Source organism: Castellaniella sp. (genome assembly GCF_041677825.1).
GTDB lineage: Bacteria > Pseudomonadota > Gammaproteobacteria > Burkholderiales > Burkholderiaceae_B > Castellaniella.
On sequence record NZ_JBAYPG010000014.1, the window covers coordinates 55,559 to 76,533 of the forward strand.

17 protein-coding genes and 1 tRNA gene are annotated in these 20,975 nt (G+C 63.5%); 6 read left to right on the top strand and 12 right to left on the bottom strand.

The window, feature by feature from the left end; genetic code table 11:
- Positions 1-4: 4 nt before the first annotated feature.
- From WCY17_RS07605 to gloB, 12 genes are all read right to left on the bottom strand, one after another.
- Positions 5-817, bottom strand: coding sequence for an enoyl-CoA hydratase/isomerase family protein (locus WCY17_RS07605; RefSeq protein WP_372701575.1), 813 nt, complete (start codon positions 815-817; stop codon positions 5-7).
- Between the two features lie 10 nt (positions 818-827).
- Positions 828-2,075: an acyl-CoA dehydrogenase family protein gene (locus WCY17_RS07610; protein WP_372701576.1), complete on the bottom strand. Its 1,248-nt coding sequence runs from the start codon at positions 2,073-2,075 to the stop codon at positions 828-830.
- A 26-nt stretch (positions 2,076-2,101) separates the two neighbouring features.
- Positions 2,102-3,148, bottom strand: coding sequence for a phosphotransferase family protein (locus WCY17_RS07615; RefSeq protein ID WP_372701577.1), 1,047 nt, complete (start codon positions 3,146-3,148; stop codon positions 2,102-2,104).
- Positions 3,149-3,152: 4 nt separating this feature from the next.
- Positions 3,153-3,695: a TRAP transporter small permease gene (locus WCY17_RS07620; protein ID WP_372701578.1), complete on the bottom strand. Its 543-nt coding sequence runs from the start codon at positions 3,693-3,695 to the stop codon at positions 3,153-3,155.
- 11 nt (positions 3,696-3,706) lie between these two features.
- On the bottom strand, positions 3,707-5,017 hold the full coding sequence (locus WCY17_RS07625; RefSeq protein WP_372701579.1) for a TRAP transporter large permease: 1,311 nt from the start codon (positions 5,015-5,017) through the stop codon (positions 3,707-3,709).
- 7 nt (positions 5,018-5,024) lie between these two features.
- Positions 5,025-6,107: a TRAP transporter substrate-binding protein DctP gene (gene dctP / locus WCY17_RS07630; RefSeq protein WP_372701580.1), complete on the bottom strand. Its 1,083-nt coding sequence runs from the start codon at positions 6,105-6,107 to the stop codon at positions 5,025-5,027.
- A gap of 178 nt (positions 6,108-6,285) precedes the next feature.
- Complete coding sequence (locus WCY17_RS07635) at positions 6,286-8,943, bottom strand: LuxR C-terminal-related transcriptional regulator (RefSeq protein ID WP_372701581.1); 2,658 nt, start codon at positions 8,941-8,943, stop codon at positions 6,286-6,288.
- Between the two features lie 131 nt (positions 8,944-9,074).
- Complete coding sequence (locus tag WCY17_RS07640; RefSeq protein WP_372701582.1) at positions 9,075-10,253, bottom strand: acetyl-CoA C-acetyltransferase; 1,179 nt, start codon at positions 10,251-10,253, stop codon at positions 9,075-9,077.
- A gap of 28 nt (positions 10,254-10,281) precedes the next feature.
- The gene (locus WCY17_RS07645; RefSeq protein ID WP_372701583.1) at positions 10,282-12,435 is read right to left on the bottom strand and encodes a 3-hydroxyacyl-CoA dehydrogenase NAD-binding domain-containing protein; all 2,154 of its coding nucleotides are present in this window, start codon (positions 12,433-12,435) and stop codon (positions 10,282-10,284) included.
- Positions 12,436-12,611: 176 nt separating this feature from the next.
- Positions 12,612-13,394: an enoyl-ACP reductase FabI gene (gene fabI / locus WCY17_RS07650; RefSeq protein WP_372701584.1), complete on the bottom strand. Its 783-nt coding sequence runs from the start codon at positions 13,392-13,394 to the stop codon at positions 12,612-12,614.
- A 17-nt stretch (positions 13,395-13,411) separates the two neighbouring features.
- Positions 13,412-14,770: a transglycosylase SLT domain-containing protein gene (locus WCY17_RS07655; RefSeq protein WP_372701585.1), complete on the bottom strand. Its 1,359-nt coding sequence runs from the start codon at positions 14,768-14,770 to the stop codon at positions 13,412-13,414.
- 7 nt (positions 14,771-14,777) lie between these two features.
- Positions 14,778-15,554: a hydroxyacylglutathione hydrolase gene (gloB, locus tag WCY17_RS07660; RefSeq protein ID WP_372701586.1), complete on the bottom strand. Its 777-nt coding sequence runs from the start codon at positions 15,552-15,554 to the stop codon at positions 14,778-14,780.
- Between the two features lie 50 nt (positions 15,555-15,604).
- On the opposite strand from gloB, the gene WCY17_RS07665 reads away from it, so the two are divergent.
- The 6 genes from WCY17_RS07665 to WCY17_RS07690 all read left to right on the top strand — a co-directional run.
- A complete protein-coding gene (locus WCY17_RS07665) occupies positions 15,605-16,375 on the top strand; it encodes a class I SAM-dependent methyltransferase (RefSeq protein WP_372701587.1) in 771 nt (256 codons plus the stop codon).
- Complete coding sequence (rnhA, locus tag WCY17_RS07670; RefSeq protein ID WP_372701588.1) at positions 16,368-16,817, top strand: ribonuclease HI; 450 nt, start codon at positions 16,368-16,370, stop codon at positions 16,815-16,817. The genes WCY17_RS07665 and rnhA overlap by 8 nt, the downstream gene beginning before the upstream one ends.
- A 3-nt stretch (positions 16,818-16,820) precedes the next feature.
- Positions 16,821-17,537, top strand: coding sequence for a DNA polymerase III subunit epsilon (dnaQ, locus tag WCY17_RS07675; RefSeq protein WP_372701589.1), 717 nt, complete (start codon positions 16,821-16,823; stop codon positions 17,535-17,537).
- 66 nt (positions 17,538-17,603) lie between these two features.
- Positions 17,604-17,678 (top strand) — tRNA-Val (locus WCY17_RS07680).
- Between the two features lie 780 nt (positions 17,679-18,458).
- Positions 18,459-19,496, top strand: coding sequence for an AAA family ATPase (locus tag WCY17_RS07685; protein WP_372701590.1), 1,038 nt, complete (start codon positions 18,459-18,461; stop codon positions 19,494-19,496).
- A 504-nt stretch (positions 19,497-20,000) separates the two neighbouring features.
- On the top strand, positions 20,001-20,975 hold a 975-nt coding region (locus tag WCY17_RS07690; RefSeq protein WP_372701591.1), incomplete at its 3' end, for a hypothetical protein.

Consider the following 20,975-nt stretch of genomic DNA (forward strand, 5'->3'; position numbering starts at 1 on the left):
CGGCTCAGGCGCCTTTGAATTGCGCCGGGCGCTTTTCGACAAAGGCAGCCACCCCCTCGCGGAAGTCCTGTGTCGTGGTGCACGTGATGAAGCCCGCGGCCTCTGCATCGAGATGGGCGTCGAGATCGTGCTGCAGGGCAGTGCGCAGCAGGCGGCGCAATTGCCCGTAGGCGATGGTGGGCCCTTTTGCCAGGCGCTGCAGCAGCCGTTCTGTGGTCGATGCCAGTTCGGAACCATCCAGCACCTGGTTGATGAGACCCAGGCGCAGGGCTTCTTCGGCTTCGATCATATCGCCCAGAAGAGCCAGTTCAGTGGCCTTGCGCAGGCCCACCATGCGCGGCAACAGCCACGATGTGGAGCAGTCGCAACTGGTGCCGATGAGCGGATAGGCCACACCAAAGCGGGTTGCGCGGTCTGCCAGCACGAAATCGGCGTTCAGCATGACGCCCAGGCCTGCTCCGGCCACGGCACCCTGTACCGTACAGACAATGGGGGCGTTCTGCTGTGCAAGCAGGCGCAGGGCATCGTGCAGGCTGCGGATCAGGGCAGCGGCCACGGCTTCGGGCGCCGCGCGCATGGCCTGAACGTCGCCACCGGCCATGAATGCGCGGCCTGCTCCGCTCAGGTGGATGACGCGTACCCGGCGTTCCTGGGCCAGCGTCCTGCAGCACTGGAGGAACGCGTCGGCCATGTGGGTGTCGATGGCATTCAGGGCCTGGGGACGATTGAATCGGATCCGGGCAATCCCGTGATCATCCAGTTCATACAGAAGCGGGGATGCTGGGGCGGTATCCGCCGGCTTGGCAGTGGTTGGCATGACGATGACCTCAGGATACGCGGTAATAGGGGGCGGTGGAACCCAGCGACTGGCGCGCGCGGGCCAGTTCATCGCGGGCGATGGTACGCAGGTGGACCTCGTCGGGGCCGTCGAAATAACGCATCGCGCGGCCCCAGGACCACAGGTAGGACAAGGGCGTATCCGGTGTGACCCCCATGGCACCAAAGACCTGCATGGCCCGATCCAGCACCTGTGTCTGCAGGCGTGCGGCCACCAGCTTGATGGCCGAGACGTCGACATGGGCCGCCTTGTTGCCGAGCACGTCCATTCGCCAGGCGGCGCGCAGCACCAGAAGGCGGGCCTGGTCGATCTCGATGCGCGACTGCGCAATCCAGTCGCGGATATTGGCATATTCGGACAGGGCCTTGCCAAAGGCCTTGCGGCTCAGGGCCCGCTCGCACATGAGTTCCAGCGCCAGCTCGCATTGGCCGATGCTGCGCATGCAGTGATGTACGCGACCCGGCCCCAGGCGGGCCTGGGCCAGGGCAAAGCCGGCGTGCTCCTGGCCCAGCAAGGCACTGGCAGGTACCCGGACATCTGCGTACCGGATTTCACAGTGGCCCTCGGTGGCGTGGTGGTGCATGATGGCCACATTGCGCTCGATGGTGACCCCGGGCGTGTCCAGTGGCACGATGACCATCGAATGGCGCTGGTGCCGGGGTGCATCCGGCGCTTCGTTGCTCACGCCCATCACGATGGCAAAGCGGCAATGCGGATGCAGGGCCCCTGTCGTGAACCACTTGCGCCCGTTGATGACATAGTGATCCCCGTCGCGCCGTATGGTGGTGCTGATGTTGGTGGCATCCGACGAGGCCACATCAGGTTCGGTCATCGAGAAGCACGAGCGGATTTCGCCTTCGAGCAGGGGATTCAGCCAGCGCTCGCGCTGTGCTTCGGTAGCAAACAGGTGCAGCAACTCCATGTTGCCCGTATCGGGTGCATTGCAATTGAAGATTTCCGACGCCCACGGGATGCGCCCCATGATTTCAGCCAGAGGCGCATATTGCAGATTGCTCAGGCGCGTGCCGGGTTCGTCGTCTTTCAGGCCCGGCAGGAACAGGTTCCAGAGGCCCGCTTCGCGTGCCCTGGCCTTGAGCGGTTCGAGAATGGCGACGGGATGCTCGCCCTGGGCGGCCTGGGCTTCGTAGGCGGCATATTGGGGCAGGACATGGCGCTGCATGAACTGTTGCAGTGTCTTCTGCATCGCCTGGGTTTCCTGGGGGTAGTCAAAATCCACGAGAGACTCCTTTGTGCATCATTCGGTCAGAGGGCGGCGGCTTCGAGGCCGCGGCGCGCCACTGCGCTTGCCAGGGCGCCGATGTCGGCGGCATCGTCGGCCACCGCATTGCCCGCTCGCGCGCGCGCGGCAATGCCTTCGAAAATGACTGCGAGCCGCATCAGCGCAAATGCCCGATGGGACGGCCGCACCTGTTGCCCGGCCTGGTGGCGGTCTGTCAGATCATAGTAGCGTTGCAGATATTCGGCTTCTTGGGGGATGCCCAGTGCATTCAGGTCGAGCCCGCGAATGCCGCCATACTCGGTGGGCAGGGTATGCCAGACGATGGTGTTGAAGGCCAGATCGGCCAGTGGATGCCCGAGGGTGGACAGTTCCCAGTCGAGTACCGCCACCACGCGCGGCTCGGTTGGATGGTACAGCAGGTTGTTCAGTTTGAAGTCGCCATGTGTGAGCGTGGTTTCGTCGTCGTCGAAGGGCTGCGCCTGCAACCATTCGAGCAGGCGGTCCACAGCCGGGTTGTCGGCCCCTTCGGTGAGCGACCATTGTTTTTGCCAGCGCCTGATCTGGCGCTCGAAGTAGCCCTGCGGACGCCCGAAATCGGCCAGCCCCACAGCCTGCCAGTCGACCTGATGCAGGGTGGCCAGCGTGTCCGCCATGGCAAGGTAGATCTGCCGGCGGACATCGGGTGCCATCCCCGGCAGGCCATTGTCGAAAAAGACCCGGCCGGGGACTTTCTCCATCAGATAGAAAGGGGTGTCCAGTATGTCGGTGTCTGCGTGATACAGCAGGACCGGGGGGACCGGCAGATCCGTGTGCGCCAGGGCGGCCATGACCCGGTATTCACGATCCACGGCATGCGCCGAGGGCAGCAGCGGCCCCCCTGGCTGCTTGCGCAGGACCAGGGCCCGATTGCCATAGTTCAGGAAGAATGTCGGGTTCGATTGCCCGCCGCGGATGGGATCCACCTGCAGTTCACCTTGCAGCCCGGGCAGATGGTCCCGGATGAAACGATCGAGACGCCCGGTGTTCAGGAGGGGCGGCGCAGGTGGCAGGGTGGCGGAGTCCGTGGGCATGGTATTACAGGATGGGGTTGACGGCGTCAGCGTCCGGCTGCGGGTGCGCCTCGACAGGCAGGCCCCTGAAAGCACACACGACCTGGCGCGCCATTTCGAGCACCAGCAGGGCCATGGCCAGGGGCATCATGATCAGCACCGGCCACATGAGCCAGAACTGCGTACCGATCTGCATGGTCCGCCCCAGCATCAGGCTGTTCCAGGTGTAGCGCATGACATACCACATGAGCACCGCGTGGATCAAGAGCTCGACGGTCAGTACGAAGGCCTGTACCCAGCGGCGTGTCGCGGGGCGCAGGCTGTTGCTGAGCGCGTCGAAACGCGGAAACGTGCCTTTGCGGTGCGCATAGGGGATGGCCCAGAACACGATGAGCGGAAACGAGATCCGCTCGATCATGTTGTAGGCGCCGGGGATCAGATCGGTCTGCAGCCAGTAGCGGCCGACCACGCTGAGCACCGTGATCAGGATCATCGCCAGCAGCGACAGCCCGGCGCCGATGGCCGCCAGGCGGCGTTCGAAGGTATCGATGGCGTGCCAGAACCTCATGTCGCCTCCTTTCAGCGGATCTGGCCGGGCAACCAGGTCACCAGGCCAGGGAAGAACAGCATCAGCACGGTGACCACCAGGGCACCCGCCACCGCAAAGACCAGTGCCGGCCTGAAGACTTCGCCTACCGGATAGCGCACCACGCTGGCGGCGGCATAGACCGAGAGGCCGACCGGCGGGGTCAGCAGGCCCAGCGAGATCATGAAGCAGGCCATGACGCCGAACCAGAGCAGGTCGATGTGCGCAGCCTGCAGCACGGGCAGCAGGATGGGCACCAGCAGGACGATCACCGCCGCCGATTCGAGAATCATGCCGGCCAGGAAAAACAGCAGCATGATGAAGACCAGCAATATCATGGGCGAGTCGAGCCAGGGCTGCAGCAGGTGCACGAGTTCGGTGGGCAAGCGCGAAAAGGCCAGAAAACGGGCCAGGATCTGGGCGCCGATCACCAGCATCATGAGCATGCCGGTGACCACCACCGAGTCGGTGAAGGCCTGGGCGATACCTTGCAGGGTGATGCGGCGCATCAGGAGCATGCCCGCCAGGGCCGTGAACGCACCGATGGCGCCAGCCTCACCGACCGTGATGATGCCGCCGTAGATGCCGCCAAAGACCACGACCATGAGCACGATCACGAACCCGAAGGCCAGCAGGCTGCGGCGAAACAGCGCGGGGTCTTCGTCCTCGTCGGGCTGGATGCCGTCGGGGGCGCCAGGGCGGACTTCGGCGTAGAACAGCAGGCAGACGATGTAGACCGCCATGCAGATGAGGCCGGGAATGATCAGGCCAATGAACAGATGCCCGATGGACACCATGGTGATCGAGCCGTAGATGATGACGATCAGGCTGGGCGGGATGATGGCCGACAGTGAGCCCGAGACCGCTGCCAGCCCGATGGCGTAGCGGCGCGTGTAGCCGACGCGCTCGAGCTCGTCGCCGGCCAGCGAGGCCAGGGCGGCGGCACTGGCCGAGCCCGAGCCGCACACGGCCCCCAGCAGGCCGCCTGTCAGGATGGTGGCAACCCCCAGGGGGAAGCGCTTGTAGCCCGACAGGCGGTAGGCGACCCGGAACAGGTCGATGATCACCCCGCCGCGCAGCAGCAGCTGCGCCATTGCCAGATACAGGGGGATGATGGACAGCGAATAAATGGACGCGGTGAAGAAAATATCCGGGCCGATGATGCCGTTGAAGACCCGCGGCCCCGTCCACAGGGCGATGCCCACCAGGCCGGACCCCAGCAGCACCGTGGAGACGTTTTGCCCCAGCAGCAGAAACAGGGCGAACCAGCCTCCGATCAGCAGGAGGATGACGGAGTGATCCATCTCGACCTCAGTTTGCCAGGTATTCGGCCACCCCGACCGGAACCTTGCCGCCCTGCTGCGTGATCAGGTCCATCCAGAGTCGTGCCGTGGCCTTGCCGGGGTGGCCTTTTTCGTCTGTCTGTTCGACCCATTTGATCCAGGTGTCGGCCGCCGCCCTGGCGATATGGTTCTGCATGGCTTCGGACAGGTCATCGATGGCGACGAACTGGCTGCCATCCGCCTCGGCCGCAGCCTTGACTTCCTCATCCTGCCGGTCGATGCCGGCGGCGTTGTCCAGCGCAGTCTGGCGTGCGACCTTGTCCCAGGTGGCGCGTTCTTCGTCGGACAGGTTGTTCCAGACCTCGTCCGTGGTGGCCAGGTAGCTTTCCCAATGACCCAGCGAGACCCCGGTGATGGTGTACTTGAGCAGTTCCTGGAATGAATAGGATTTCCAGTCGCCGATGGATGACACCATGCCGTCGATCGTGCCGCGCGACAGGGCTTCATAGGCCTGCGCCGAAGGCATGGTGACCGGCGTGGCACCCAGTTCGGTGAGGACGATGGTGTGCAGGGCCGAGCCCGCCCGCAACGGCATGCCCTGCAGGTCTTCAGGGGATTTCAGGGCCTTGCCGGTCGTCGAGATGGCATAGGCGCCGGTGGCCCCCAGCGGCCAGGCATGGATGTTCTTGTCGGCAATCTCGTATTCATAGAAGGTCTTGCCGTCTTTCAGCTTGGCATCCGAATCCAGCAGGTTCTGGAACGCCTTGGTGGTCATCACCGAAGTCGTGTCATAGGTGGGCAACTGGGTGACGTCGGACAGGGCGAAGCGCCCTTCGTGATACGGCGCCAGCAAGGGTACGGCGACATCGATCGTACCGCCCTGCAGGGCATCGAGTTCGCGCCCCACGCTGGTCAGGGCACCGGCGTAGAAACGCTGGAACTCGATGTCGGATTCCTTTTCCATGGCATCGGCAAAGGGGTTCAGGTAGTTGCCGACCCAGAAATGGACTTCGGGCAGGCTGGCGGCGATCGTCAGGTCGGTGGCTTGCGCCGGCGCGGCCAGGCCAAGAATGGCCGCCGCGGACGCAGCCATGGCAAAGGGCTTGAGCATGGTTGTCTCCTGATGTTTTAGGTGTGCGGCATGATGGTATCGCCCTTGTGCGCGGCATGCCCCCCCAGTAACGGGTAGGTACCGGCAGGCAGGTACCGGCGCTGCGTGGCCGATGATGGGCTGGGCTGGCCGCTTGCCCACCTGAGTGCAGTGTATGGCGGGGCCGACCGCACCAGGGTCAGAGGATCCTGTCGTCCAGAAGTTTCAGGTCGCGTGCCCGGGCGACGGCATCGTCGCGCCCGCTGACCCCCAGCTTGCCGTAGATGTTGCGCAGGTGCCATTTGACCGTTTCCGGCGAGACACCCAGGACCTGGGCGATGCGCTTGTTCGACATGCTGTAGGAGAGCGCGGTGAGCACTTCGAGTTCGCGCTCGGAAAGTGGTTCCGTGAGGGTCGGCTGCCGGGCGGTCGGGGTGCCCTGGCTGCGCGCGGCCTGGGCCAGCAGCTGGTCCAGATAGTAGCCCGGCAAAGGATCCTGATCCAGATGGCATGCCGCGCAACGGTGGACCAGATCGAGCAGGGGCGGGCCCATGTCCAGCACTGTGCGCACCAGACCGAAGCTCTGGCAGCGCAACAGCGTTGCATAAAGCATATCGAGCGCCTGCCGGGAGTGCCCCAGCCGGTCCGACAGCAAGGCCTGGTGCAGGCGTACGCCATGGATATCCTGGCCAAAACAGGGCTTGCCCTGCGTGCTGGACAACTGTCGCAGCGCAGCCCGGTCATCACCGCTGGCGATATCGTGCAGGGCCGTGGCGTATCGGGCCAGACCCAGGATTCTCCGGCTGCCGGCGCCGTCCATGCCCGCATGTCGCCCACTCAGCAAGAGCAGCTGCTGCAGGGTGTCGGTCGCGTTGCGCCAATCCTGCATGGCCAGCAGGCAGCGCAGGCGCTCGCTGAGCGCAAATGCGAGCAGGCGAACCTGGGCCCGGCGCGATGCCATGTCCTCGAGACGTTCGAGGCTCTCGAGGGCCTCGAGCGGGTTGCCCGCTTTGCGGCGGCGCCGCGCGTAGGCCAGCGTGACGGTGACCAGGGCATCGGGCAGCACGACGCGCTCGATCGCATCCAGGCGACCCTCGAGCAGATTGTCGAAGGCCTCGAGCTCGTTGATTTCATACAGAACGGCGGACAGGTAGGCTGCGGCATTGCAGGCCGATTCGCTGTAGGGCCCCAGAGCCGCTTCGGCTTGTGCCAGTGCTTCCCGCAGAATGGGTTCTGCCTGCCGTACATTGCCTTCGAACAGCCAGGACAGCCCATGCAGGGATTGTGTCATGACGTGCCCGAAGGCCGATGCCAGCAGCGGCTTGCCATCTTCGAGCAGCGGGGCCGGCCCCTGCAGGAATTCGCGAGCCTTGTCGTACTGGGCCAGGTGAGTGTGCAGCCAGCCCAGCAGGTTGCGGCGTCCGCCGATCAGCACGGCATCGGCACCCTGGCGCAGGCTCATCATTTCGGGCAGCAGGGCCTGGGCTGTATCCAGGCTCTCTTCCTGCAAGGCGAGCGAAAACGCCAGCAGCAGCCGGTGCGCCTGTGCATCGCGTACCGCAGAACCGACACCCGCCAGCTGGTTCTGCAGCAGGTCCAGGGTTTCATGACAGGCAGAGAATTCGTGATAGCACAACTGGGTCCAGCCGCGCCAGAGCAGCAGGGCGGGGTGGTGATGCAGTGCGGTGCGCGGCAGTTGTGAGACGGCGCGCGCCAGTTCCTGCAGTTCTCCGGCCAGGAAAAGTTCACGGGCCCAGCATTCGACCCACTGTACGGCCTGGGTGACATCGTCGGCGGCCAGTGCATGGAAGACGGCATCACGCAAATGGCGTCTTTCGCCGAACCAGCGCGCCAGCGTCAGGTGCGCATGGTGCTGCTGATCGGCGTCCAGGGCCAGAAAGCGGTCGCGCAGCAATTCGCGAAACAGTGGGTGGAAGGCAAACCAGGCATCATCCTGATTGCGGGTCTGCGGGTTGACGAACAGGTTTTCCGTGCGCAGCCGCTCGAGCAGTTCAGGGCCGCGCTCGTCGCCGGCCAGTGCGCTGGCCAGAGAGGCATTGAAGCCCGATGCCATGGCGAGACGGCACATCAGGCCGATTTCTTCCGGTGCCAGATGACACAGCACTTCGCGATTGAAATAAGCCGTGAAATCATGCGCATTCTGTACCGGCGCCGACGGTGCGCGCGGCTGCCAGGCCATCAGACGCAGGCCGGCGGCCCAGCCGTCGGTCAGTTCGAGCAGTTCGCGTGCATCGACCGTGTCATGGTCTGCCCTGCGTGACTGCATCAGAGCCCGGACCTCATCCAGCGTAAAGCGCAAATCGGCCGGCCCGACTTCTTCCAGGGCGCCCTGATCGCGCAGCCGCGCCAGGGAGATGCGGGGCAGGGTGCGCGAGACGATCACCACACGCAGATTGGCGGGGGCGAAGTCCAGCAAGGTCTGCAGCGCAGTATTGCCCTGCATTTCGCTGATGTTCTGCCAGTCGTCCAGAATCAGCGTCAGGGGCTGGCCACTGGCCATCAGCGCGCGCAGCAGCGCCAGCGCGATGGCATCAGCGCGTACAGCCGTGCCCCGGTTGTAGAGCAGACGGGCTTCACGCGAAAGATCCGGGTTGATTGCATCCAGCGCATCGAAGAGGTCATCGAGCAGGTTCTGGCGATCGTCTCGCGACTGCACGGCCAGCCAGGCCACGTGCTGGCCAAGGGCCATGGCCAGGGCACGCCATTGCAGCGCCAGCGACGTCTTGCCGCTGCCTGCAGGCCCATGGATCAGAAAACAGGTTTTGTGACGCGCCAGTTTGAGCTGTTCCAGCAGGCGGGTGCGTTCTATGCTGCCTGGCATCAGGCGCGGGTGCATGATGGGTCCGTGCGTATCGGGTGAGAAACCTTGAAAGCAAGGATTCTATCGTGCCCGCTTCTGGATGGCGATGCCGCCGGCTTGCACCGCGCGTTGCAATGCGGGGCGTTCATGGTCTCCGCGGGCGACGCTCAGAGCCTTTCGATCACGGTGACATTGGCCAGCCCGCCACCTTCACACATGGTCTGCAGGCCGTAGCGACCCCCTTGCCGGCGCAGCGCGTGTACCAGGGTCGTCATGAGCTTCGCGCCCGTGGCACCCAGTGGATGGCCCAGTGCGATGGCGCCGCCCCAGGCGTTCATGCGATCCGGATCAGCGTTCAGTGCCTGTTGCCAGGCCAGCGGGATGGATGCAAAGGCTTCATTGACTTCGTACAGACTGATGTCGTCGAGGCGCATGCCGGCGCGTTGCAGCGCAAGCCGAGTGGCGGGTATGGGTGCTTCGAGCATGATGGCCGGATCGTGGCCCAGCACGGTCATGTGGTGGATGCGCGCCAGGGGCTCGACGTTCAGCTGCGCGAGACCGCGTTCATTGACGATCACCACGCCTGCGGCACCGTCGCACATCTGGCTGGCGCTCGCCGCGGTCAGCAGGCCGCTGTCCTGCAGCGGTGCCATGGCGGCCATGGCGCTGGCCGATGCATCGAAGCGGATGCCTTCGTCCACCGCATGCAGGTCACCCGACGGTTGGCCGTCGGCATCCAGTACCGGCAGTGGCAGGATTTCTGTCGCAAAATGACCCGCCTGCGTGGTGGCCGCGCCGCGTCGGTGGCTTTCCAGGGCATAGGCGTCCAGGTCGGCGCGCGTCAGCCCATATTTGCGCGCCATCATTTCGGCGCCGGTGAACTGGCTGAATATCTGCTGTCCATAGCGCGCCATGATCGCCGCACTCTGGTGATGCCCGAACCCGGCCTGTTGTGCGAGGCTGACGGGGCTGCCCATGGGCACGCGCGTCATGGACTCGACGCCCGCTGCGATCACCATGTCCATGGCGCCCGACATGACAGCCTGGGCGGCAAAATGCACGGCCTGCTGGGATGAGCCGCATTGGCGATCCACGCTGGTGCCGGGCACGGATTCGGGCAGGCAGGAGGCCAGCACGGCGTTGCGGCCCACGTTGGTGGACTGCTCGCCGATCTGGCTCACGCAGCCCATGATCACGTCATCCACCAGGGCGGGATCGGCCTGCAGATCGGCCATCAGTGCATCGATGATGCGGGCGGCCATCTCGACCGGGTGCCAGCCTGCCAGCCGGCCCTTGCGCCGGCCACCGGCCGTGCGCCGGGCAGCGACGATGTACGCTTGGTTCATGATCTGTCTGGTTCCTGGGTTCTTGCCTTCAGGCGGGGTTGTGGAAACGCTGGTTCAGGCGCGCCATGTCGCGCATCCGCGCGGTGGGCACATAGGCGGGGCCGAGATGGGCCAGCCGCTGGCAGCGCCGGCTGATTTCGGCAAGCCCCAGCCAGTCTGCGTAGCGTAGCGGCCCCCCGGCGTGGGCCGGGAAGGTCAGGCCCAGCAGTATGGCGATATCGAGCTCGGCCGGGGTGGCGACGACGCCTTCCTCGAGCGCCTGCGCGGCTTCGATGATCATGGGCAGCATCAGTCTGTCCACGATGTCCGCCGGCTCATGGCTGCGGATTCCGTGGGGCTGGAGGCGAGCCAGCAGCGCCCGAGCTTCGGGACAGGCATGCCGCTGTGGCCGGCCCTGTGCGTCGCGCGCGTAGACATAGAAGCCCTGGCCGTTCTTGCGCCCCAGGCGCCCGGCACGCAGCAGACAGCGCAGGGCGTCATCGGCGAATTGGGGCATGCGCTGCGGATAGGCTGCGGCAATCACATCGTTGACGTGACTGCCCGTGTCGAGCCCGATCACGTCTTCGAGCGCCGCGGGCCCCATGGTCCAGCCAAATGATTCCATGGCCTGGTCGATCGCCTCGAAGTCGGCCCCATCCGCAACCAGTTGCAGGAAGCCGCAGATGTAGGCCGTCAGGATCCGGTTGACCAGGAAACCTGCGCCATCGGCGACCACGATGGGGGTCTTGCCCAGACGCAAGGCAAAGGCAAGCGCCGAGGCCGTCAGCGCGTCGGGCGTGTGCCGCCCGCGTACGATTTCAACCAGCGGCATGCGGACCACCGGATTGAAGAAATGCATGCCGATGAACTGCCGTGGCCGTTGCAACGCATCGGCAATGTCATTGATGCGCAGGCTGGACGTATTGCTGGCCAGCAGGGTCGTTTGGGGCAGCGCGCGTTCGAGTTCGGACAGCACCGCCTGCTTGACCTCGAGCCGCTCGACAATGGCCTCGATAAGGAGATCGGCCGCGTGCAGATCGCCTGGCTGGTCGACGATGCCGAGCAAGGTTTGTGCGTGCTCCGCCTGGCGGGCGTCCAGGCGGCCCTGGCTCACCCTCAGTTTGAGTTGCTCGCGCAATTGGGTGTCGGCGCGTTCGCGCGCGGCTGCGGATGTATCGTGCAACAGGGTGGGCACGCCATGCAGAATGCTGGTCAAGGCAATGCCGCTGCCCATGATGCCCGCCCCGAGGATGCCCACCCGATCGATGACCTGGCCGTCTCCGGCGTGCTGTCGGGCAATCTTGCGCACCCGCTGGGTACCCAGAAACGTGCCGATCAGGGCATCGGCGGCCTGGGTGCGGGCCAGTTCGCCAAAGACCTCGGCTTCGCGTTGCAGCGCATGGGCGCGTGTCAGCCCCGCGCTGTCCTGCAGGAGTTCGAGAATGGTGGCCATGGCCGGCAGATGCTTCGCGTCGTCCGAGCGCGCCCGGGCCAGCAGGGGTTCGGGTATGGCGGCATCCCCTGCCACGGGCTGGCCGTTGCGCATCTGGCGCGCGGCCCAGTCATCGGGCTGCGCAATCCTTTCGTGCAGCAGTGCAATACCCGCTTCAAGCAGGTCTTCATCGGCCACCACTCGATCGACCACACCTGCGTCCAGGGCCGCCTGCGCCGTGTGATGGTGCCCCTCGGCAATCCAGTGGCTGGCTGTATCGAGCCCGGCGATGCGTGGCAGACGGACGGTGCCGCCATAGCCCGGGTAAATGCCCAGGTTCACTTCGGGCAGACCCAGGCGGGCCGATGCGCCGGCGATCCTGTAGCTGGCCGCCAGGGCCAGTTCGAAACCCCCACCCAGCGCATACCCGCGGATCAGCGCCGCCGTGGGTACCGGGAGGTCCTCGAGCAGGGTGAACAGGGCGGCATTGCGCGTCAGCTGAGCTGTGATTTCAGAGGCGGGCTGGGCAAACCAGGCGGTGAATTCGTGGATGTCGGCACCGACGATAAAGGAATCCTTGGCGCTGGTGATCAACAGCCCGCGCAGGTTGCCCTGCGTGTGCAGACATTGGACACAATACAGCGCCGCCTGGAATTCCTTCAGGGTGGCCGCGTCCAGCTTGTTGACCGAAGAGCCTGCGCGATCGAAGCGCAGTTCGTGGATGCCGGGGTTTTCAAGCGGGATGAGTGTCAGACACTGACCTTTGAACATGCACTGTCTCCTTGCCCTGGGTGGGATTATCGGAGGAGACTAGCGCATGCCGGACGAATGGCCCCCACCCACGACAGGGGGGTGCCCGACGCGGGGCTCGCGGCCCGCCGTGACCCGCGCAGTGTGGCGTGTAACCAGGCCATGGTGCAGATGCCGTGCGTGGGGCCCTGTTCTGCTCAGCCCATGCCCGGTACGGTGTTCGAGAAGCCGCAATCGACGTGCAGGATTTCGCCCGTTACCCCGGCGGCGAGGTCGGACAGCAGGAATGCGGCGGCATTGCCCACGTCTTCTATGGTCACGTTGCGCCCCAGTGGAGACTGGGATTCGACATACTTGAGCATGTTGGAAAAGTCACGGATCCCGCTGGCCGCCAGCGTCTTGATGGGCCCCGCCGAAATGCCGTTGGCGCGCAGGCCCCGCTTGCCCAGGGATTTGGCCAGGTAGCGCACACTGGCCTCCAGCGAGGCCTTGGCCAGGCCCATCATGTTGTAATTGGGGATGGCTTTCTCGGCGCCCAGGTAGGTGAGGGTGAGCACTGAACCGCCGCGCCCGTCGAGCAGCGGCAGGGCCGCCTTGGCCAGTGCCGGAAAACTGTAGGCCGAGATGTCGTGGGCCACCCGGAAGTTCTCGCGCGTCATGCCATCGAGAAAGTCACCCTCGAGCGCTTCGCGCGGTGCAAAACCGATGGAATGCACCAGGCCGTCCAACCCATCCCAGCGGCCAGCCAGCGACGTCATTGCGGCCGCGATTTCACCATCATCGGCCACATCGCAAGGGATCACGATATCGCTGCCCAGTTCGCTGGCAAAGCCACGTACCCGGCTTTCGAAACGCTCGCCCACGTACGTGAAGGCCAGATCCGCCCCCTGTTGGCGGCAGGCCTGCGCAATCCCCCAGGCGATGGAACGATTGGACAGCACCCCGGTGACGAGTATGCGTTTGCCTTGAAGAAAACCCATGGCTGTATCCTTTGCAATCATTGGTTGGCGGGTATGCGCAGCGGCTTGCCGGTGGCCAGCCTGGAGCCCTTGAGGTTGTTGAGCTCGCGCAGCGCCGTGACGGACGTGTTGTAGCGCCTGGCCAGGGCAAACAGGGTATCCCCTTTGCGTATGGTGTGCATGCGCGGGGCTGCGGCGCGCGCAACCGCCGGCTGTGAGTCGGAAATCAGGCGTGCAATGCTGTCGGGCTGGCTGATGCTGTTGGTGTCCTGGCCGCCCTGGTCGCCGAGGCGGATGCCGTTGCCCTGGTTGGGTACCAGCAATGGGGTGCTCCCGGCCACGTTCACGCGCGGGCCCAGGCCATTGACCGCGCGCAGCTGCCCCAAGGTGATGCCATGCGCCTTGGCGATGGTCGCCAGAGACTGCCCCTTCCGGACAGGCGCCAGTTCCCAGGTGGCCAGCGGACCATTGTGCGTGTTCAGGTTGTGGTCGAATGTGCTGACCTTGTCGAGCGGCAGGTGCAGCGGCGGGTTGTGTGCGCCCAGGATCAGGGGTTTGTTGAAGGACGGATTGAGCGCCTGAAAATCTTCGAAAGGCATCTCGGCCAGCGCTGCCGCGACGGCCAGGTCCATGTCGCGCGACTTGTGGACGGTAGTGAAATAGGGCGTGTTGCCGACCGTGGGCAAGGTTACCCCGAATTTTTCGGGGCGCGCGATGATGTTCTTGATGGCCTGCAGCTTGGGCACATAGTTGCGGGTTTCATCGGGCAGGTCGAGTGTCAGGTAGGTGGGTTGCTGTTGTCCCTGCTGGCCGGCTTTTTCCATCGCCCGGCGCACGGCCCCCTCACCCCAGTTGTAGGATGCCAGGGCCAGGTACCAGTCGCCCTGGAGGTCGTACAGGTAGGCGAGGTAGTCTAGGGCGGCCTGGGTGGACGCCACGGGGTCACGGCGCAGATCGCGCCAGATGTCCTGCTGCAGGTTGTAGTGCCGCCCTGTGCTCGGGATGAACTGCCACAGGCCCGAGGCCTTGGATCGCGACAGCGCGTTGGGGTCGTAGGCCGACTCGACGAACGGCAGCAGGGCCAGTTCGGTCGGCATCCCGCGCTGGTCGAGCTGGTCGACGATGTAGTACAGGTATTTTCCGGCGCGCTGGCTCATGAGCAGCACGGACTGGGGGTGGGATGCGTAGTAGTCCGTCCAGTAGCGGGCGCGCTCATCGTGCAGGTTGGGGATGGCAAAGCCGCGCCGGATGCGGTCCCACATGTCGCGCGGCGGGTGGGTCAGATCAATGGTGCGTGAGGTGTCTTCAGCCACATGGGCCTGCCGCCCGTCGTTCTGTGTGGCACAACCCGCGAGGGTCAGCAGCAGGGCAACGAACAGCCAACGGAGAATCATCATGGCACGATCATCTGAAATTGTTCTTCCATTCTCTCAGGGCAGCCAATACGGCTGCGTCTGCACCGCCAGGCACCCCGGTGTGCTGCTGCACGGCCTGCCGCACCGTTGCCTGACGCACGCGCAGAAACGGGTTGGTTTCGTGCTCCTGCGCGAGGCGGGATGGCACTGTGGGCCGGCCCTGGGCCCGCAATGTGCCGACTTCGGTGGCCCGTGCCTGCAAGGCCGTGTTGTGGGGCTCGATCTGCAGGGCCCAACGGATATTGGCTTGCGTATATTCATGGGCACAGCAGACCAGGGTATGCCCCGGCAAGCCCCCTATTTTATCCAGGGACGCGAGCATTTGTGCAGGGGTGCCTTCGAACAGACGCCCACAGCCCACGGAAAACAGCGTGTCCCCGCAAAACAGCACCGGCCGTTCGGGGTCCAGGTCGCCGAAATAGGCGATATGGCCCGCAGTGTGGCCGGGCACGTCGAGCACCTTGAACTGCAGGCCCGTGGCGGGCAGTGTAATCGTGTCGCCCTCGATCAGGCGGTGATCGCAGGCCGGGAGTGTTTCGTTGCGGGGCCCGTAGATGACGGCACCGGTTCGCTGCCGCAGTGCAGGCACACCACCGGTGTGATCATGATGGTGGTGGGTGATCAGGATGGCTTCGAGGGTGAGCCCCTGCTGGTCGAGCCGGCCCAGAACAGGGCCTGCTTCGCCCGGGTCGACCACGACGGCATGGCCGTTTTTTTGTACCATCCAGATGTAGTTGTCGGACAGAGCGGGGATTGGTTCAAGCATGCCGGGTAGAAAATGATGGATTTCGTGGGGTTTCATGGCCGGGGGCCGCAATGACGGCACGGCGGGCCACGCCAATCGAGTTGGCAGAGTGGCTGGATACACCCCCCGGGCAGTATGTGCGCACCTGGGAACAGCGCCAGGTCGATGCCATGGTGGGCAATGCATTTGGGTATCATGCCATACAAATTGGTCTGCCGCACTGGGATTTGCTGCAAGCCAACCGCATGCCGCACAAGGCCTGGGCCCACAGCCCGGACGCGCCGTATGGCACGCGGGCCGGGCGCCTGGTCTGCGCACCCGAGCAATTGCCCTTTGCTGCCCAGAGTGTGGATTTGCTGGTCATGCCCCACACGCTCGAATGGTGCCAGGACCCTCATCAGGTCTTGCGTGAAGTCGAACGGGTCCTGGTGCCCGAAGGCCGCGTGGTCCTGACGGGATTCAACCCCTGCAGCCTGTGGGGGGTGCGCGAATCGCTGCCGGGGCTGGCCCTGCAATTGCCCATCCCGGTGCCTTCGCAGGTCTCGCTGCGGCGCCTCAAGGATTGGTTCAAGCTGTTGTCGTTCGAGGTCGATCGCGGGCGCTTCGGCTGTTATGTGCCCTTGTGCACCACGCAGGCCTGGCTGCAGCGCTGGCAGTTCCTCGAGCATGCGGGCGATCGCTGGTGGCCCGCTGCCGGTGCCGTCTATGCCGTGTCCGCGGTCAAGCGCGTGGCAGGCATGCATCTGGTGGGCCCGGCCTGGCGCCAGGCTTCACGGCGCCGGGCCCGACGTGCTAATGTGGCGCCCGTCACACAAGAGATCAACAGGAAGCTGGATGTCTGAATCCCGCGTGGAAATCTGGACCGATGGGGCCTGCAAGGGCAATCCCGGCCCGGGCGGCTGGGGGGTGCTCATGCGTCATGGTTCGCGCGAGAAAACCCTGCATGGTGGGGAGCTCGAGACCACGAACAACCGCATGGAGCTGATGGCGGTCATTCGTGCCCTGCAGGCGCTCAAGCGGCCCTGCACCGTTGTTCTGCATACGGATTCCACCTATGTGCACAAGGGCATGACCGAATGGCTGGCTGGCTGGAAGCAGCGCCAGTGGCGAACCGCCAGTCGCCAGCCCGTCAAGAACGCAGATCTGTGGCAGCAGCTCGATGCCCTGGCGGCCCGCCACCACCTGCACTGGCGCTGGGTCAAGGCGCATGCCGGCGAGCCGGGCAACGAACGCGCCGATGCCCTGGCCAATCAGGGCGTGGAAGAATTGCTGAAAAGAGGTTGAAGCGTGCGACAAATCATCATGGATACCGAAACCACCGGCCTGGACCCCGACGAAGGGCACCGGATCGTGGAGCTGGGCTGTGTGGAAATCATCAACCGGCGCATCACGCGACACAACCTGCACCTGTACCTGAACCCCGATCGAGACAGTGATCCGGGTGCGCTCCAGGTGCATGGTCTGACCACCGAGTTTCTGGCGGGGTATCCCCGGTTTCCCGAGGTTGCGCAGCAGCTGGTGGACTTCGTGCGCGATGCCGAGGTGATCATCCACAATGCGCCGTTCGATGTGAAGTTTCTGGATGCCGAACTGCAGCGCGCGGGTCAGCCCCGTTTCGCCGAATTGTGCGCCCAGATCACCGACTCGCTGCAGGTGGCGCGCGACATGTTTCCCGGCAAGCGCAACAACCTGGATGCCCTGTGCGAGCGCCTCGGGGTATCCAATGCACACCGGACGCTGCACGGCGCGCTGCTCGACTCCGAACTGTTGGGTGAAGTATGGCTGGCCATGACGCGCGGCCAGGATTCGCTGCTCGAGGATGCGAGCGAGCCGGATGGCCATGAAGTGCATGAGTCGTTGGACGCAGGCGGTGGCGTGGACGCGGGCAGGCTGAGCGTCATGACCCTGACCGTCGACCAGCTTGCGGCACACGAGGCCTATCTGGATGCGCTCGAGAAGGACAACGGGCAGCCCAGCGTGTGGCGCAGCCTGGCGGGCCCCTGAAACCGTGTATAATTTCGATCTTTCCAATGGGTTGCCCGCAATTTTCGATGCAGGCAATGCCCAGTTGGGCGGTTAGCTCAGTGGTAGAGCACTGCCTTCACACGGCAGGGGTCACAAGTTCGAACCTTGTACCGCCCACCATTTAAATCCCTTTAAAAACAACAATTTACGCGATTTCCAAAAATCACGAAGGGATAGTTGTACGCAACAAGTACGCAAAACATCTTTGGACACCCATGGACATCAGCGTCCTTTTCGGGTCGCGTTGATCATGTGGCGATTCCGCAGATCGGAGCTCGATTAGCCACATTTACCTTGGGCTTCGGGCTCTGCCCCCTGTGAGCGTGGAATGACATCCACTGGATACGGCTGGCGACACCATCCGATGGATGTGGGGCGGTTGCGCCATAACAGGGACCCAAGATGTCTGAGCAGCCGAGGAACTCGTTTGGATGCATTCGCCGGCTGCAGAGAGGTCTACCATCGGTAGCCTCTGACGGTGGGTGTTGTGATGCAGTGTGGCCCACCGTGTCTGGAGGTCATCTGGACCTTTAGCATGCTAAAAAATGTGCGTGAATGTGCGAGGAAATCACTGACAGTGCCCTCGGAGGGCGCTGTCACCCGCAGATTTGCCGGCACATTTCTGAATAATCGACCTGTCATGGATTGTCCATGGCGGTTTATTTATAGGTCGGTTATGAAAAAAAGTAATACAGTTTTTTCTGTCCAGGATTTCTGCGATGAACATGGGATCAGCAGGAACCATTTGTACACATTGTGGGCTCGTGGTGAGGGGCCTGTGGCGATGCGGGTTGGGCGGCGTCGTCTGATCACAATTGAGGCGGCTGCGGCGTGGCGCAGACGCATGGAAGAGGCCGGCTCCTTTGGTCGAGACACCCAGATCTCCGACGGGGGCTGCTGATGAACCCGTGGGTTGTATCGGAATATCCGGAGGGCGTTCGACTGCTGCGAGCGGCTGAATGTCAACCACAAGCGGTTCAATGGTTGTGGAAGTATTGGTTGCCCAGGGCTGCGATCTCCATCGTGGCCGGCATGCCGGGCACAGGCAAAACCACGTTGGCGTTGTCACTAGCCTCCGTCGTCTCAGGCGCCGGTTCTTGGCCAGACGGGACCGAGTGTGAGGAGCCCGGCAATGTCGTGATTTGGTCAGGGGAGGACGATATCCAGGCAACTCTTCTCCCACGCTTAATCGCGATGGGCGCCGATCGCGATCGCATTCATTTTGTGACGCAAATTCACGACCGCGGGCGTTTCAGAGAATTTGATCCAGGCACTGATATTCGACAACTGATGCTGAAGATTGGCGAGATCGGAGGCGCTCGATTGGTGATTATCGATCCGATCATGAGCGCGGTTTCTGGCGATGCTCATCGGGCAAATGAGGTCCGTCGGGATTTGCATGATTTGGTGGTGCTGGCGCGTTCTAACGTGTCTGTCCTCGGGATCTCTCACTTCTCAAAAAGTGGGGGAAAGGTGGCTCAAAATCCACTGGACCGCGTGATCGGTTCCCAGGCTTTCGCTGCGCTTGCGCGGGTCGTCCTGGTGACCGCGCGGCGCTCGGATGCTGATGGAAGGGTGTTGGCCCGCGCCAAAAACAATCTGGGACCAGACGGTGGGGGATTCGAATATACGGTCGAGCCGTTGGTCATTCCACCTTGCATCGAGACATCGCGGGTGATCTGGGGAGATGCCGTGGACGGCGATGCCCAGGAGATCCTGGCTCAGGTGGAGCAGGCCACTCGGCTGCCTAGCAGAATGGAAGAGGCCAAGGAATTTTTGACGGGCACCCTGACGGGGCATGACCGTTTGCCATCCGCGAGGATCCTCGAATTGGCGGCGGCTGCAGGGCACTCAGTCTCGACTGTCAATCGGGCCAAGGTCGAACTGCAGATCAGGGCGGAAAAAGACGGCAATGGAGGTTGGTATTGGCGGCTGTGACCTCCTAGGGTCTAGACCAAGCGAGCAAGATGCCCAAGGCTGCCAAGATTTCCTACTAGGTCTCTTGGCGATCTTGCATCCGCTGGTGCTAGTTCGGGTGATAGCCATCTGTCGACCAGAAAGAGATATCCGGACTCAGTCGGCTGTGTTGAGTTACAGCCGCCTACGAGCAAACATTCGACCTATTCACGAGTGCGGGGGGATGCCACCATTGCATCGACTCGGAGGGCCGAAATGAACTCGGAAGTGGCACAGCCGCTCCATTTCTCTCAAAATGTGTTAAACCATGTCAATTTTAAATATATTTTCAATTAGAGTTCGATAGACTTCCTGGTCACCTGAAGCAAGTTGAAAGGCCATTGAGTCAAGATATGCAAGAAAAGCAGGGCAGCTCGACGGTCGCCAACTCGCTGGAGTCAGAACCACCGGAGGCCAAGGTATTCGGCTGCGAGGGGGGTACATGAGATTACATGATGATTTAGTGAGCGATCAGGTGCTTGCAAGATGATCCGCTTCCGCCGTGTGACATTGCAGCTACTCCGTGCGTGGCTTGTTGCCCAGCCCCAGACCGGTGCATATCCCGGATATCGATTGCGCGTGTGGCGGGAGGATAATGCCGCCTTTCAGGCGCTGTGCGACGAACTGGTCGCCTATGTTCAAGAGGCCCTCGACGATGCTCGGACCCGCATACGCAAGGGCTTTGAGGATAGTCTGTCTCCCTTTGCGGATCGGACCGACGATCCTGCCACACATTACCCAGCGATGCTCCATCGCGTCACTTTGCAGGGCTATTTTGGTGAAACCCTCGCTGGTCTCGCGGTTGAACATTTTGGTGCCTTCGGGGAGACTGACTGGCAGGTGCCGGCCTTTTTGTTCCGCTTCCATGACCAAGAATTCCAGCATCTCGACCTCATCAACGAGCGCTTTCTTACGGGTGAGCCGCACGATCCCGATGCCGAGGCCGAAATGCGTCCGGGGAGAACTGGCGACGATGCCCTGGCCTTCCGGCTCGACGAGAACGGCAAGATCATCCATGTGCTCACGTTGGAGGCCAAGTGCTTGGCCGCCAGCAATACCAAGACCATGGCCGAAGCCCACAGCAAGCTGTCCGTAGGACAGATGCGTCCTAGCGGCATCCGCGAATTGATAGCGTTGCTGTCTGACTATAAAACCGCCGAGGCTCAGGCATGGTGCGCCCGGTTGCTCGAACTTTATGGGGAGGGCTTTAAGACCGTCAAGCGCAGTGACGGGCTTGCCTACGCCGTGGGAAACCGTCCGGTTCGACCGAAGACCAGGGTGAGCTGGCTGCCTGACGATGCGCCGCACAAGTCCTACATCGCCGACCGGCCGCTTGAGGGTAACCGGTCAGCCAGAGGCGTCATTCCCTGGCCTTGTTTCACGAGCGAGACTACTCGTCATGATCAACAGGGCGGGAGGTCCGGGCGATGGACAGACAGAGAACAGACAAGCAGCGGCGCA